At 62.4% G+C, this 14,114-nt stretch carries 14 protein-coding genes; 3 read left to right on the forward strand and 11 right to left on the reverse strand.

Translation table 11 applies throughout. From position 1 onward, the window contains the following. Position 1: 1 nt before the first annotated feature. From RA21_RS09535 to RA21_RS09545, 3 genes are read right to left on the reverse strand one after another with little or no spacing between them, the layout of a single operon-like run. Positions 2-1,273: a sarcosine oxidase subunit beta family protein gene (locus RA21_RS09535; RefSeq protein ID WP_039148133.1), complete on the reverse strand. Its 1,272-nt coding sequence runs from the start codon at positions 1,271-1,273 to the stop codon at positions 2-4. A gap of 21 nt (positions 1,274-1,294) precedes the next feature. Then, positions 1,295-2,089 carry a maleate cis-trans isomerase family protein gene (locus tag RA21_RS09540; protein WP_019294997.1) on the reverse strand — a complete coding sequence of 265 codons (795 nt, stop codon included), beginning with the start codon at positions 2,087-2,089 and terminating at the stop codon, positions 1,295-1,297. Continuing rightward, positions 2,089-3,231, reverse strand: a complete 1,143-nt coding sequence (locus RA21_RS09545; RefSeq protein ID WP_019294998.1) for a M24 family metallopeptidase — start codon at positions 3,229-3,231, stop codon at positions 2,089-2,091. Before RA21_RS09545 ends, RA21_RS09540 begins: the two co-directional genes overlap by 1 nt. A gap of 132 nt (positions 3,232-3,363) precedes the next feature. Between RA21_RS09545 and RA21_RS09550 the strand changes: the two genes are divergently transcribed. Next, a complete protein-coding gene (locus RA21_RS09550; RefSeq protein WP_019294999.1) occupies positions 3,364-4,242 on the forward strand; it encodes a LysR family transcriptional regulator in 879 nt (292 codons plus the stop codon). Between the two features lie 5 nt (positions 4,243-4,247). On the opposite strand, the gene ehuA is transcribed toward RA21_RS09550, so the two are convergent. The 7 genes from ehuA to RA21_RS09585 form a co-directional block, all read right to left on the reverse strand. Beyond that, the gene (ehuA, locus tag RA21_RS09555; protein WP_019295000.1) at positions 4,248-5,063 is read right to left on the reverse strand and encodes an ectoine/hydroxyectoine ABC transporter ATP-binding protein EhuA; all 816 of its coding nucleotides are present in this window, start codon (positions 5,061-5,063) and stop codon (positions 4,248-4,250) included. A gap of 2 nt (positions 5,064-5,065) precedes the next feature. Next, the gene (ehuD, locus tag RA21_RS09560) at positions 5,066-5,731 is read right to left on the reverse strand and encodes an ectoine/hydroxyectoine ABC transporter permease subunit EhuD (RefSeq protein ID WP_039148135.1); all 666 of its coding nucleotides are present in this window, start codon (positions 5,729-5,731) and stop codon (positions 5,066-5,068) included. A gap of 3 nt (positions 5,732-5,734) precedes the next feature. Next, the gene (ehuC, locus tag RA21_RS09565; RefSeq protein ID WP_019295002.1) at positions 5,735-6,400 is read right to left on the reverse strand and encodes an ectoine/hydroxyectoine ABC transporter permease subunit EhuC; all 666 of its coding nucleotides are present in this window, start codon (positions 6,398-6,400) and stop codon (positions 5,735-5,737) included. A 64-nt stretch (positions 6,401-6,464) separates the two neighbouring features. Next, on the reverse strand, positions 6,465-7,307 hold the full coding sequence (locus RA21_RS09570; RefSeq protein ID WP_019295003.1) for a transporter substrate-binding domain-containing protein: 843 nt from the start codon (positions 7,305-7,307) through the stop codon (positions 6,465-6,467). Positions 7,308-7,609: 302 nt separating this feature from the next. Further along, positions 7,610-10,066, reverse strand: a complete 2,457-nt coding sequence (locus RA21_RS09575; RefSeq protein WP_039148138.1) for a GcvT family protein — start codon at positions 10,064-10,066, stop codon at positions 7,610-7,612. Positions 10,067-10,084: 18 nt separating this feature from the next. Then, positions 10,085-11,266: a M24 family metallopeptidase gene (locus RA21_RS09580; RefSeq protein ID WP_019295005.1), complete on the reverse strand. Its 1,182-nt coding sequence runs from the start codon at positions 11,264-11,266 to the stop codon at positions 10,085-10,087. Position 11,267: 1 nt separating this feature from the next. Then, entirely contained in the window at positions 11,268-12,050 is a 783-nt protein-coding gene (locus tag RA21_RS09585; RefSeq protein WP_019295006.1) for a maleate cis-trans isomerase family protein, read from the reverse strand. Positions 12,051-12,211: 161 nt separating this feature from the next. Here RA21_RS09585 and RA21_RS09590 point away from each other — a divergent pair, with 161 nt between their 5' ends. Next, on the forward strand, positions 12,212-12,949 hold the full coding sequence (locus RA21_RS09590) for a GntR family transcriptional regulator (RefSeq protein WP_241483495.1): 738 nt from the start codon (positions 12,212-12,214) through the stop codon (positions 12,947-12,949). Positions 12,950-13,248: 299 nt separating this feature from the next. Here the strand turns inward: RA21_RS09590 and RA21_RS23015 are convergent, their stop codons facing one another. Beyond that, positions 13,249-13,719 (reverse strand): hypothetical protein, encoded by a 471-nt coding sequence (locus tag RA21_RS23015; protein ID WP_206540054.1) that lies wholly within the window; start codon positions 13,717-13,719, stop codon positions 13,249-13,251. Positions 13,720-13,728: 9 nt separating this feature from the next. Here RA21_RS23015 and RA21_RS23020 point away from each other — a divergent pair. Further along, positions 13,729-14,114 (forward strand): hypothetical protein (locus RA21_RS23020; RefSeq protein WP_206540055.1); only part of this gene is annotated, 386 nt, incomplete at its 3' end.

Below are 14,114 nucleotides of genomic sequence, written 5' to 3' on the forward strand. Positions count from 1 at the left end.
CTTATCCGTGCAGCTTGGGATCGGGGCCGGCGCCGCGCTCGTCGATCTGCAGCCCGCGCTCAAAGCGTTTCAGGTCGAAATCGGCGATCATCGGCGCGGGGCGTTCATTGGCGATCAGATCGGCAAACCACCAGCCCGCGGCAGGTGTCGCCTTGAAGCCGCCGTAGTTCCAGCCGGTGTTCAGATAGAGATTGTCCAAGGGCGTCGGGCAAATGAAGTGGCTGCCGTCCATCGACATATCGACCACCCCGGCCCAATGGCGCAGCAGCTTGACCCGGCCCAGGCAGGGCATCACCGACATCGCCGCCTCTGCCACGTCCTGCACAATCGGCAGGTTGCCGCGCTGCGCATAGGATTTGTACCAGTCCAGATCACCGCCAAAGACCATGCCGCCCTTGTCCGACTGCGAGATATAGAAATGCGCGCCGCCCATGCCGAAGACCACAACCTGATCCAGCAGGGGCTTCAGCGGCTCCGACACAAAGGCCTGCAGCTTGTGGGATTCAATCGGCAGCCGCCCCAGCCCCGCCATCGACCACAGCCGCGACGTATTGCCCGCCACCGCAAAGCCCACCTTGCCCGCGGTGATCCGGCCCCGAGTGGTCTCCAGCGCGGTGATCCGGGCGCCGTCGCGCTCCACGCCTGTCACCGCGCAGTTCTGGATGATATCCACCCCCAGCATGTCAGCCGCCCGGGCATAGCCCCAGACCACCGCGTCATGGCGGGCGGTTCCCGCGCGTTTCTGCACCGCGGCGCCCATCACCGGGAAGCGGGCGCCCTCGGCATAGTTCAGATGCGGCACCGCCTGCTTCAGCTGCTCCAGGCCCCAGATCTCTGCATCAGGCGTGCCGGTGCGGCGCAGGGTGTTGTAGTTGCGCGCCGCTGCGTCGATGGCCCCGGGGCTGTGCAGCAGCGCGATATGCGAGCGCTGGCTGAACATCACGTTGTAGTTCAGCTCATGGCTCAGCTCCTCCCACAGCTTCAGCGAATGCGCATAGAACTGGCGGTTTCCCGGACGCGCATAGTTGGAGCGCACGATGGTGGTGTTGCGCCCGGCGTTGCCGCCTCCGATCCAGCCCTTCTCCAGCACCGCAACATTGCGCAGCCCGTGGTTCTTGGCCAGGTAATAGGCGGTGGCCAGCCCATGCAGGCCGCCGCCGACGATGATTACGTCGTAATGGCTCTTGAGTTCAGGGTCGCGCCACTGACGGCTCCACCCCTTCTGGCCGGTGATACCCTGCCAGAGCACATTCCATGCGGAAAAACGGGTCATTTTTTTGGTCTTTCAGGGGCCTTAGACGGTGGGTTTCAGCACCCGCCCCGGGTGTTTGAAGATCTGGCCGAAGCCTTCCAGTTCATCCATGATCCCGGCGCGGCGCAGGCAGGACCAGAATTGCGCCTGGTTCGAGGTGATGACTGGCTTGCCGGTGATCTGCTCGATTTCCTCGACCGCTGGAAGCGAACGCACGCCACCGCAGCTGAGGAAGATCGCATCAGCGTCGGGCCGGTCGATTTCCAGCGCGAATTTCTTCCAGTACTCCGGCGTCACCAGCCCCATGTCCCAGCCGCTGGCGATGTTGAGCCCCTGAATGTCCAGCACGTCAAAGCCGCGCTCGACCAGGAACTCCGCCTCGGCGGTGTTGATGTCATCCAGATAAGGGGTGCCGACCACCAGCTTCTTGGCACCCAGCTCGTTCAGCGCATCCAGAACGCCCTGGACCAGGCACATCGGCTGCGCCCAGGGTGCGCCTTTTTTAATCTCGGCCATCACCCGCTGTTCGCCGATCACGATAGACCCGGACGTGCAGCTGTAGCTGACCACATCGGGCTTCGCCTCCGGCTGAATGCGCGCCGCAGCATCGGCCATGTGCTCGATATGCTTGGCCAGCGTTTCGGTCGTGGTGTGGTCGTCGGTCTTCAGCCGGGTGACATAAACCGCCACGCCCTTTGGCGCCATGTCCCAAAAATCCCCCTCGGCAGAGGGGTCGGTGGACATCAGGATAAAGCCCAGCTTGGCGCGGTGGAAACGCCCGGCATCCATCTCCGGGGTGCGCGGCTTGGACTGGATGGTTTGGCCTGGCTGAAACATCAGAGGATGACCTCCTCAACAGATTTCGGATGCTGGGTCAGCTGTTCCCAGCCATCCTCGGTGATGATGAAACTGTCGCCGACCTGGGCGCGGAAGGTGTCGACAGAGACCGACCCGTCCACCGCCAGCACCATGCCGGGCTGGATGATGGTGGTGTCGCCGGTGACCAGCTGCGGCGCCTCCAGGAAGCTGAAACCGGTGGCCCGGCCGCAGCGGAAGGGGTATTCATACCCCGCTCCCTGGATCACCTCGGCATAGGCCGCATGCACGCTTTCCGCAGTGACGCCAGGGCGCAGCGCCTCCAGCGCCGCCTTCTGGCTGGCCACGGCAACTTCATAGACCTTTACCTGCGCCGGGTCTGGCTCACCGATCCAGAAGGTGCGGTCAAAGCCCAGCTTGAAGCGGTGAAAATTGGTCATCCCGCAGAAGCACAGGAACACAGGCTCGCCGCGCCGCATGATCCGGGTCGAGGCCCGGTGGTGGGTTTTAATGATATCCTTGCCCGAGGCCATGATCTGCAGAAAATGCGTATTGGGCGACATGTCGCCATCGTCGTAGTGCGCCGCCAACAGCTCTGCCGCCTTGCGGGTGCCTGCCTGGCTGGTGGCAATCGCCACCTCGAACTCTGCCACGCCGTCTCCGATCGCGGCCCGGCCCGCATTCATCATCGCAGTTGCGACCTCGCCAGCATGGCGGGCCAGCTGCAGCTCCTGCGGTGATTTGATCATCCGCATCTGGTTCAGGATCGGCGTTGCGCTGGTGATCTTCTCTGCGGCGACCAGATCGTTCACATAGGCGCGCACCGGCGGCGGCATGTGGCCGGGCTCGATGCCCACCGCCCCGGCCTTGCGGACCGCCGCAGGCAGCTCCTCGCGCCACTCGTTGCCCATGCCGTCATTCCAGGCCGCGATCCGGTCCACCCGCGCGGCCGCTTCAGCGCTGTTGAGGTCGATGGTCGGGGTGATCAGCAGCGTCTCGCCGTCCTTGGGCACCACCAGAATGGTCGGCCGGCCAAACTCCATATGAAGGTAATCGTAATAGCCGGTCAGGTAATAGACGTTGTCGTCATCGGTGATCAGCGCCACATCAATGCCGGCATCGGCAAGTTTTTCCTGGAAACGGGACAGTCGCTCGGTGAACATCGGATTTCCCTGTAAGTTATGGAGAGCCGGGCGGCACAGCCCTGCCGCACCTTGGGCCTTGAACCAAATGCTATGGCTAAAACCCCGTTTTCCAAAGTGACATTCGGTCCGGAATTGTGATAACCGGTGGTTATGAAAAACTACCGCCGCGCGCTGCCACCCCTCGACTATCTCCTGTTCTTCGAAGCTGTTGCCAGACACGGCAATTTCACCCGTGCCGCGGAAGAGCTGAATGTCAGCCAAGCCGCTGTCAGCAAGCGAATCAAAGTGCTGGAGGACTGGCTGGGCATGACCCTGGTGAACCGCCGCGGCCGCAGCCTGTCGCTGACCCGCAACGGCAAGATCCTGGCGGCCAATTCCGGCGAGGCGCTGGATTACCTGCACTCATGCCTGCAGCAGCTGCGCCGCGCTAGCGCCAGCACAAGGCTGTCGCTGGCGGCCAATGTCGCCGTGTCGCAATACTGGCTGACGCCCAGGATCAATGAATACCTGCTCAGCAGCGATGCCGCACCGGTCACTCTCACCGCCTCGGACAAGGACGCCGACCTGTTCGCGCTGGAGGCGGATGCGATGATCTACTATGGCCAGGACATCCCGGCCGGCTGGGACGGCGCGCTCCTGTTCGAGGAGCGCTGGATGCCGGTCACCTCCCCCGCCAAGGCGCAGCGTGAAGGCGGCCTGGCCGCGGCGACCCTGCTCGATTTTGACAAGCTGACACCGAAGTGGGTGAACTGGGGCGATTTCGCCGAACTGACCGGCAACCCGGACATTGCCCGGGCCACCAAGGTCAACCTGGGCTCATACGGCAGCACCCTGGATACCGCGGTGCGCGGCCGCGGGGTAGCGCTCGGCTGCCCCGATGTGCTGCGGTTCGAAATCGACGCCGGCCGACTGGTGCCGCTGGAGAAGTACCAGCTGCTGACCGGGCGCAGCTACTTCGTGATCTGGCGCACGGGCCTGCTCACCGGGCAGACCCGCAGCCTTCTGAATGATGTGGGCATCCCGCTCTGAGGCGGTTACACCGCCTCCCGGACCGCGCTCAGGAACTGCTGCGTCCGCTCCCGCTGCGGGTTGCCGAACAGCTCGGCCGGCGGGCCCTGCTCCTCGATCCTGCCGCCATAGAAGAAACACACCCGGTCCGAGATATCGCGGGCAAAGCCCATCTGATGGGTCACCATCAGCATGGTCAGGTTATGCTCTGACACCAGCTTGCGGATCACGTTGGTCACCTCACCGATCACCTCCGGGTCCAGGGCGGATGTCACCTCGTCAAACAGCATCACCTTGGGCCGCATCGCCAGCGCCCGGGCAATCGCCACCCGCTGCTGCTGGCCGCCGGACAGGCGCGACGGGTGCTGGTCCTTCTTGGAGATCATGCCAACCATCTCCAAAAGCTCCTCCGAGCGGTCGCGCGCCTCCGCCTTCGACAGGCCCAGCACCTGCACCGGCCCCTCCATGCAGTTTTCCAGCGCGGTCATATGCGGGAACAGGTTGAAGTGCTGGAAACACATGCCGATGTCAGCCCGGCGGCTGCGCAGGTGCCGTTCGTTGGCGGGCACCAGATGGCCGCCCTTGGGCATATGGGTCAGCGGTTTGCCATCCACATAGATCACCCCGCCATTGATCCGCTCCAGCGTCATCAGCATCCGCAGCACGGTGGTCTTGCCCGACCCGGACGGGCCGATGATCGACACCATCTCACCGGCGGCGACATCCAGATCCAGATCATCCAGCACGGTCAGCGCGCCATAGGATTTGTTCACCTTGCGGAAGCTCACCATCGGCGTGTCTTCACCGGTCATCTCAAGCGGAAAGCCAGTCTTGTCCAGCATCGTTACAGTCCCAGTTTGCGGCGCACATACCCTTCGAACAGGCGGATCAGACCCGCTGCCGGCAGGGAGATTGCCAGAAAGATTATGCCCACCATCGTATAGGGTTCCAGGAACCGGTAGTTCTCAGACCCGATGGCATTGGCGGTATGGATAAGCTCGGCCACCCCGATCACCGACAGCATCGGCGTATCCTTGAAGATGCCGACCAGATAGTTGCCCATGCCGGCCAGCGCCGGCGGGATCGCCTGCGGGATGATCACCCGGCGGTATTTCTGCGCGGTGGTCATGTTGAGCGCAATAGCGGCCTCCCACTGGCCTTTCGGCACGCTCTCGATGCCGCCGCGGTAGACTTCTGACAGGTAGCAGGCATAGTGCAGGCCGATCGCGATCATCCCGGACATCCAGGGGCTGAGCCGGACGCCGAACTGCGGCCCCACATAGAAAACAAAGAAGATCTGCAGGATCAGCGGAGTGGAGCGAATGAACTCCACGAATTCGCGCACGGTGAAGGTCAGGGCCCTTGACGGCGTACGCTGCGCCAGCGCCAGCATCAGCCCTAATACCACAGCTATGACGTACCCTGCGCCGGCTGCAATCAGTGTGTTGCCAGTGGCGTAGACCAGCCGCGGCAGGATTTCCCAGGTAAACTCCCATTTCCAGTCAAACATGGCTCAGGCCCTCCCCAGCTTGCGCGCCATATGGCGTTCCAGCCAGCGCATGAACGGCGTCACCAGAAAGCGGGCCAGCAAATAATAGATCACCAGCGCCGCGCCGAAGACCTGCGCCGACAGGAAGGTGGAGGAATTGATCTGCCGTGACTCGAACATCAGGTCGGCGACTGAGATCAGCGACACCAGCGCGGTGCCTTTCAGCAGCTCGATCATCAGGTTGCCCCAAGGCGGCAGCATGTTGACCAGCGCCTGCGGCAGTATGATCCGCCGCATCCGCTGCGCCGGGCTCATATTGATGGCCAGCGCCGCCTCCCACTGCCCCTTGGGCACCGACAGGATGCCGCCGCGCACCAGTTCGGCCCCGTAGGCGCCGATGTTCATGCCAACCGCCAGATAGCCGGCGGTGAATTTCTCGATGGTCAGCCCGAACAGCGGCAGCACAAAGAAGATCCAGTAGAGCTGCACCACCAGCGAAGTGCCGCGGAAAATCTCGATATAGGTCACGGCGGTGCCGCGCAGCAGCGCGTTCTGCGACAGCTTCATCAGCCCCATGCAAAGGGAAATGGCGACACCCAAGGCGGCGGCGAGCAGGAATTGAGCAACAGTTATCCCGGCGCCGGACAACAGCCGCGGCCAGTACTGTGCCAGAAAGTCGTAAAGCCCCATCCGTCATTCGTCTTTCAAACAGAATTACATGCGGCGGAGCGCAGGGCTCCGCCGCACTGTCAGATCAGCGGTTGGCGCAGACCCACTCCGCGGATTTGTCGCCGGGCAGGTTGCTTGCGGTGTAGCCGTAAGCTTCAACGGACTGCATCATCGCGTCGGTTCCGACATATTCCGCCAGCGCCGCATTGAATTTGGCCATGAAATCACTGTCCGCCTCGCGGAAGCCGACCCCCACCCAGTTCTGCGTCCAATCCGGCAGCGCAGCGGGATCGGTCACATCTACGGCCTCGTCGCTTTCCGCCAGATGCGCAGCCTCGAAATAGGTCATGCCGCCGGCATCCGCCCGGCCCGCCTTCACGGCGGCCAGCATCTCGGTCGGCCCCGGCACTTGCATGATCATCGCATCGGTCAGGCCTTCCTTCTTGGCCGCCTCCACGGTGTTGTAGCCGGCGCCGGTGACCAGCAGCGCCTCAGCCGCCAGGATGTCCTGATAGTTCTGGATGCCCTTGGGGTTGCCCGCCGGCACGATAAAGGCATCGCCGGCCTGCGCGATCGGCTCGGAGAAGGCGATGTTCTGGCAGCGGCTGTTCAGGATATACAGGCCGCCGGTGATCATGTCATAGCGGTTGGCCTGCAGGCCGGGGATCAGCCCGCCCCAGTCGGTCACGGTGGTTTCCACGTTCTCGTGGCCCATTTCCTTCAGAATGCCGAGCGCGATTTCATTCACGAAGCCCTTGGCGTCGCCGTTTTCATCCGGGTAGCCCCAGATCGGAATGTTGGAGAAGCCGATGCGGATCGGCTCGCCCGCGGCGATCCGGTCCTCGATCGGGCCGGCCAGCGCCGCAACGCCGCTGACCACAACCGCCAGCGCTGCCGCGCCAATGGTTTTCAGTGTTTTACCAGTCATGATATCCTCCCAGTTTATTCATGGATCCGTTGCTGTTTTGATGCCGCTGCCCCTTCAGGGATCTTCCGGCAGGTTATGCTTCCGGCGCTGCCCGCCTGCCGTCATCCGCGGCCTGTTCCGGTGCGCCCCTTTGAACCTGGCTCGTCCGGAGGCCTGTGCCCCCTTGGAAACAAGACAATTTCGCCCAAGGTCAGCCCAGCCTAAGGTCATAAAGACACATTTCAAAATGACCATTCCTGTTGCCTAGTGATAACTAATGGTTATGATTGTCCATCTTTCTCCTTTTCTCCCGCTGCAGCCCGTTATGCCCCTGCCAGCATCCTCTTGCTGTCCGGGTCATAAAATGGCGTCAGGCTGACATCCGCCGCGATGCGCTTGCCTTCGACCAGCACCGTAAAATCGCCCGCCGCCGCCGCGGCCCTGTCCGTTTCCCCTTCCGGCAGGGTCAGAAAGCACAGGCCCACGGACGCCCCGACCGTTTGCCCCCAAGCGCCGGCGGTCACATAACCCGCCACCTTGCCGTCCCGCAGCACTGGCTCGTTGTGGTGCAGCAGCGGCCCGGGATCGCGCAGCTTGATGGAACACAAAAACGGCCCCTTGTTCTCTGCCTTGCGCGCCAGATAGGCCTCGCGCCCGATGAAGGTGACCGGCTTCTCCGTCTTGCAGACAAACTCCAGCCCGATCTGATGCGGCGCCTCGGTATAGGCCATGTCGTGACCCCAGTGCAGGAACCCCTTTTCCAGCCGCAGCGCATTCAGCGCCTCGCCGCCGATCAGCCGGATGCCAAAACCTTCGCCCGCCTGCATCAGCACCTCGAACACATGCTCGGCGAAATCCGGGGTGACGAAGATCTCCCAGCCCAGTTCGCCCGAGTAGGACAGCCGCTGTGCAAACACCTGGGCGTGGCCGATGTGGAAATGCCGCAGGCTGTTAAACGGAAACGCGGCGTTCGACAGATCCGCATCGCTGACCGCCTCAAGCAGCGCCCGGCTCTGCGGCCCCATGACGCCCAGCACCCCATATGCGGAGGTCGCATCGCGCAGCCGCACGTCCTCATCCTCGCAGATCAGATCGCGCAGATGCAGATAGTCGCGCCTAGTGTGCGAGATTGAGCTCATCACCATGAAGCTCTCATGCCCGTGGCGTGCCACCGTGACGTCGCTCTCGATACCGCCACGCTCGTTCAGCATCAGCGTATAGGCAACCCGGCCATTGGCCATCGCCATGTTGTTGGTGCAGGCCCGTTGCAGGAAGCTTTCGGCATCCCTGCCCTCGACCATCAGCTTACCCAGCATGGAATAGTCGATCATAGCAACCGCTTCGCGGGCGGCCTTCTGCTCTTCCTGCACATGGGGGAACCAGTTCTGGCGGCCAAAGCTGTATTCATACTTCGGCTCTACCCCTTCCGGCGCAAACCAGCCGGGGCGCTCCCAGCCCTGTGTCTCGGTGAAACAGGCGCCGCGTGCCTTCATCGGATGATAGAACGGAGTGCGGCGCAGGTTGCGGGCAGTCTCGCGCTGGCGGTTCGGCCAGTGCATCGCATAGGTCAGCACCAGCGTCTCCGGGCAGCGCGCCTGCAGATAGGCATCGCGCGTCTGGAACTCCTCGCAGCGCTTGGGGTCCATCTCGCTCAGGTCAATCGGCGGATGGCCATCGATGATCCATTGCGCCAGCGCCCTCCCCGCACCGCTGCCGGACTGGATGCCGGTGGAATTCACCCCGCCAAGGACAAAGTAATTGGCAATATCCGGCGCCTGGCCCAGGATGAAGCGTCCGTCATAGGAATAGCTCTCCGGCCCGTTAAAGAAGGTGCGGATGCCGGTTTCCTGCAGCAGCGGCACCCGGTTCATTGCCAGCTCCAGCACCTCCATCACGTCGTCTTCGACAAACGGCAGGCTGTCGAATTCGAAATCTTCGGAGATCCCCTTCATGCCCCAAGGCTTGGCCTGGAAATGGGCAAAGCCGAACAGCAGCTTGCCGGCATCCTCCTTCCAGTAGGTGCCGTCGCAATAGGACCGCAGCACCGGCAGGTCGCTGGGCAGGTTTTCGATGGCCTCAGTCACCAGATAGTAATGCTCGCAGGCGTGCAGCGGCACGCCGACGCCGTTCTGGCGGCCCAGCTCGCGCGCCCACATGCCGCCGCAGTTCACCACATAATCGGCGCTGATGCTGCCCTGGTCCGTGCGCACACCCACAGCCTTATTGCCGCGGGTCAGCACCTCTTCGACCTTGATGTTTTCAAATATCTTCGCGCCGCGCATCCGCGCGCCCTTAGCCAGCGCCGTGGTCAGATCAACCGGGTTGGCCGATCCGTCGCTGGGCATATAGATGCCGCCCAGAACCCCCTCCGGGTTCATCAGCGGCCAGCGCTCCCGGATTTCATCGGTTTCCAGATACTGGGCTTCGACTCCAAACAGCGCCGCAAAATCCGCCTTGCGCTTCAGCTCCGCCATCCGCTCATCGTTGACGGCAATGGAGATCGACCCAGACCGCCGGTATCCCGGGTTCTGGCCGGTCTCCGCCTCGATCTCCTGCAGCAGCTCGATGCCGTATTTGGCGAATGCAGTGGTGGCATGGCTGCCCTGTAGCTGCCCGACCAGCCCGGCCGCGTGCCAGGTGGTGCCGCTGGTCAGCTGTTTGCGCTCCAGCAGCACCACATCCGACAGCCCCTGCTTGGCCAGGTGATAGGCAACGGAACAGCCGTGAATGCCGCCGCCGATAATGACAACCTGGGCATGGGACGGGAGGTCTTTTTTCATGTGAGCGGATCCCATGTGTTAGATGATGATTGGCAGCTCGCGCGGTGCGCGGCGGGACAGAAGTTCGGCGCCATCCGCGCGGATGACGATGTTTTCCTCGTGCAGCATCATCTTGCTGCCGCCAAAGGCGAAACCGGGCTCAAGCGTCAGCACCATGCCTTCCTCGATCACTGTATTGTCGCCCGGCATCAGAGACGGCCATTCGGTGACCTGCATGCCCAGCCCGTGGCCCATGCGCCCGATCTGATGGCCGCTGCAGCCGCCCTCCTCCAGCACCTTGGCCATAACCCCCCACAGGTCCGTGGTGGTGATGCCGGGGCGCGCCGCCTGCAATCCGGCTTCGGTTGCGCGCCAGGCCAGATCATAGGCGAATTTGGCTTCATCCGCGGCACGGCCAAAGGCATAGTTGCGGTCGAAGTCGCAGCTGTAGCCGCCCCATAGCGACCCGGTGTCCAAGAGCAGCATGTCGCCGTCTTCAATCACCCGGTCGGTGGGCCGGTTGATCACATCCGCAAACCCGCCGGGGCCGGAGCTGCCCACCAGGTACGGCACATCATCGGCACCGTGCTGCAGCAGGCTGATCTTGAACTTGGCAAAGGCTTCGCGCTCGGTGTCGCCCGCCCGGATATGGTTCGGCAGATCCTCGAATGTTGAGGACGCGATGCTGCAGATCCGCGCGATCTTGGCAATCTCCGACTCGGATTTCACCATCCGCAACCGGCGCACCACTTCGGTCCCATCGCCAACAGAGATGCCGCCCAAGGCCTCCTGCAGCCGTTGAAAATCTGCCGCCGGCATACGCACATGAGTTTCATGTCCCATCGGCACGCCCAGGGTGCCGCCACCGGGCATCAGTTCCCGCAAGGTGTCCGCCAGCAGCGAGATACCATCATCCTTCGGCTGCGGCGCCAGCCAGGTGCGGATATCAGAAATCCAGGTCAGCGCCATGCTGGGCGCCCCGATCTCCGGGATCACCGCCACCGGCGCACCGCTGGCTGGGATCACCACGAACCAGGGCCGCGTCGGGCTCAACCAGAAAATGGTGTCAAAGCCGGTGAAATAACGCACTTCTGGTTCGGTGGTCAGCAGCAGCGCATCCAGCCCTAGGCCCGCCATGATCCTTTGGGCGGCTTGCGTGCGCTGCTCAAACTCCTGTGTGGTAAACCCGCGCTCTGCAGCGGGGTGCATCTCTGCCGTCATCTCAGTAATCCATCTTCATTTGGGTGTGAAACAGCATGCCTGCCCCGGCGATGCTGTCTCCGATGCCGGCCAGCCTGGCCAGATGCCAGGCCGTGACCTGATTGCTGGACAGGACCGGCTTGCAAATGGCCTTCTCGGCCTCCGCCAGGATTTCCATGACCCGCAGGCTGGTGCAGGACACAAATACGCCGTCGCAATCCGCACGGCGGCCGATCTCCTTGATCGCCTCCAGAATGCTCTGCGAGGAAATCCGCGCCACTTTGAAATCGTCGCTCTGGTTAAAGCTGCCGACTGCGTTCACCTGGAACCCAGCCGCAGCCAAATTGTCCCGCATGCCTTCAGTCACCTCGACGGCATAAGGGGTAATCAGCGCGATCCGCTTCAGCTTCAGCGCACTCAGCGCCGCCTTGCAGGCGGTCAGCGGATTGGTGGTCTTTGCCGCCGGATGAACGCTGCGCAGGATCGCATCCACCCGCGCCTCGCCGATCATCGTTGCCCCCGACGTGCAGCAATAGCCGATGGCGTCCAGTTCGAACGAAGCAGGCAGCAGCGCCGCCGCCGTAGGCAGGTCCGCCTCCATCTTCCGCAACGTATCGCCGGAGACTTCCATCTCATTGGGGATCCGCGCGTGATACAGCACCACTCCGGGCCGCCGCAGCACACCCGACAGCTCATGCTCCAGAGTCTGATCCGATTGCAGAACGATCAGGCCAATCCGGGCCACGCTGCCCAGCCCCCCGTCACTGGTGAATTGCAGTGCTTGAATATCCGGCACCAAATTCATGGGCCTGCCTCCAAAACCCGCGGGATTTCTGCCCCGCTCCCCCAGCCCCTCCCTTGCAAACCATGGCCACGCCATGCACTCAGGATACAGAGCCCCTGGAGCTGGTATATACCACCAATCTGGTATATACCAAAGAAAATTTGCGGAACTGCTGCATCATGATGAAAAACGATCTGGAACAGAGAAAAAAAACACCAGTTTTTCAAATGGTTATTGACCATCTGAGAGAGCAAATCCGCAGCGGTGCCCTGCCCGTTCACGCGGCTCTACCCTCGGAAAGAGCCATCGCAGAGCAGTTTGGCATCAGCAGAATGACCGCACGCCGCGCGCTGCTTGCGGTTGAAATGGAAGGCCTCGCCTACAGTTCCGGGCGCCGCGGCCGATTCGTGTCGCCGCAGCGGGTGGCTTATGACATCAGCCAAACTGTCAGCCTCTCGGCCCTGCTCGGCCAGGACGGGCCCGGCCTGACGATCAAAGTGGTCTCCCAACAGATGGCCTCAGCAGATGCGGTCTTGTCCGCAAAGCTGGCCGTGCCCGAAGGAGAGTCGCTGTACAAATACACCCGGGTGTTCCTGCTTCAGGACCACCCCGCCTTTGTCGAAGAAGAATACGCCATTGCCAGCCTGTTCCCCGGCCTGTTCGACCACAATCTGCAGCAGTCGACCACGGTGCTGATGGAGCGGGAATACAACGTGCCGCCACATTCCGGTGACATCACGATCCGGATGCGCGCATTGAATGAACAGGAGGCGGGATTACTAAACTTGCCGACCTACAATGCCGGCATCGAGCTTGAGCAGGTGATTTACAGTAAGGACGGCAAGCCATTCTGCTTCGGCCGCCAGATCTGGCGCGGCGAACTCGCGGAATTCACCGCGCATGCCATCGTCAGGAGGTAGTTTTCAATCTGGAAAGTACTTCTGATTGGCAGCTCTTTGAGCTGTATGCGTCCCTCACGGCGCGCTTCCATCTAATTGAAGCCTGCGTGCAGATGGTGTTCGCCGCAAGCAGCATGACGGTCAATGACCGCTTTCACGGACCTCGGGGAAGGTTTCGGGTTAGCGAAGAAAGACCGGCCCCCACACGGCCTGGAAAAATCCTCGCAAGTGCAGAAAGAACTGCGCATGAGCAGCGAAGGGCAGGATTGTCCCGCACAGCAAACCTTGGCTTTTCACGCAGCAAAAGGCAGCAATCGGCCCTATTTCGGTCCGCTGTCTATCCCACCGAGCGTGATCCTCGACAGCCTCGCCTCATCTTCCGGTTCCCATTTTTGACGCAAGCCGCGGACATAATCCGCGTCCTGCTTCAGCTTTTGCCGTTCGTTGGCGAGCGCGCGTTTCACGGTCCGGGCCACCAGTTGAGCAATGCGGGTGACCATCCGCATCGCAGGGCGGATTTCTGTTAGCGTTTCGGCCCGCGCGCCCTTGGTATCCGGGGCGGCCGCGCCCCAAGTCAAACCTGCCTGCTGATCCGCAGACGCCTCCCGCCAGAAGACCGCCCCATCAGCAACCAAATCCAACCCAGTCTCGATGGCATCCGTGATGACCTCTGCCTCCGTTGCCTTCAACCGGACCTTTTCTTCTGCCTCCTGCAGCCTCTTCTCCTCAGCCAGCCGGGCAGCCCGGGCCTCAGCAGCCGCTTTTTCTTCCTGGCCGCGGTGCTGAACCATCCGCCGCAGTTGAGCGGCCAGATCAGATTTCTCTGCCTTCGTGGCGTTCAGCACCTGCTCGGCCTGTCGCCTTTCCTGGAGAACCCGCGCGCGTTTTTCCTCTTCGGCCTTCCGCGCTGCCGTCTCGGCCCGGTACTTTTCCGCAGCTTCTTCTGCCCTTGCCTCATACCCCTTAACCCTCGGCTCCAATGCCCCGACCTCAGCCACAATTTTCTTTTTCAGAGCATTCGCGGCGTCAGCCGCTTTTTTATTCTGCACAGCCTGGGCCTCCGCCGCATCGCGGCGGCGGATCATCTTTGCAGTTTCCCGCGCGGTCCGCTGTTTGCGGGCCCGCGCCTCTTTGATGGCGCGCTTGCGCGACTTTTTAACCGTGGCTGTCTGACGTCAGCGCCAAT

Origin of the sequence: Leisingera sp. ANG-DT, assembly GCF_000813785.1 — a bacterium.
Lineage (GTDB): Bacteria > Pseudomonadota > Alphaproteobacteria > Rhodobacterales > Rhodobacteraceae > Leisingera.

Excerpts from the sequence above, each read along its gene's own strand:
- RA21_RS09535 (WP_039148133.1), bottom strand. The coding sequence starts at position 1,273 with ATGACCCGTTTTTCCGCATGGAATGTGCTCTGGCAGGGTATCACCGGC.
- RA21_RS09540 (WP_019294997.1), bottom strand. The coding sequence starts at position 2,089 with ATGTTTCAGCCAGGCCAAACCATCCAGTCCAAGCCGCGCACCCCGGAG.
- RA21_RS09545 (WP_019294998.1), bottom strand. The coding sequence starts at position 3,231 with ATGTTCACCGAGCGACTGTCCCGTTTCCAGGAAAAACTTGCCGATGCC.
- RA21_RS09550 (WP_019294999.1), top strand. The coding sequence starts at position 3,364 with ATGAAAAACTACCGCCGCGCGCTGCCACCCCTCGACTATCTCCTGTTC.
- ehuA (WP_019295000.1), bottom strand. The coding sequence starts at position 5,063 with ATGCTGGACAAGACTGGCTTTCCGCTTGAGATGACCGGTGAAGACACG.
- ehuD (WP_039148135.1), bottom strand. The coding sequence starts at position 5,731 with ATGTTTGACTGGAAATGGGAGTTTACCTGGGAAATCCTGCCGCGGCTG.
- ehuC (WP_019295002.1), bottom strand. The coding sequence starts at position 6,400 with ATGGGGCTTTACGACTTTCTGGCACAGTACTGGCCGCGGCTGTTGTCC.
- RA21_RS09570 (WP_019295003.1), bottom strand. The coding sequence starts at position 7,307 with ATGACTGGTAAAACACTGAAAACCATTGGCGCGGCAGCGCTGGCGGTT.
- RA21_RS09575 (WP_039148138.1), bottom strand. The coding sequence starts at position 10,066 with ATGAAAAAAGACCTCCCGTCCCATGCCCAGGTTGTCATTATCGGCGGC.
- RA21_RS09580 (WP_019295005.1), bottom strand. The coding sequence starts at position 11,266 with ATGACGGCAGAGATGCACCCCGCTGCAGAGCGCGGGTTTACCACACAG.
- RA21_RS09585 (WP_019295006.1), bottom strand. The coding sequence starts at position 12,050 with ATGAATTTGGTGCCGGATATTCAAGCACTGCAATTCACCAGTGACGGG.
- RA21_RS09590 (WP_241483495.1), top strand. The coding sequence starts at position 12,212 with ATGAAAAACGATCTGGAACAGAGAAAAAAAACACCAGTTTTTCAAATG.
- RA21_RS23015 (WP_206540054.1), bottom strand. The coding sequence starts at position 13,719 with ATGGTTCAGCACCGCGGCCAGGAAGAAAAAGCGGCTGCTGAGGCCCGG.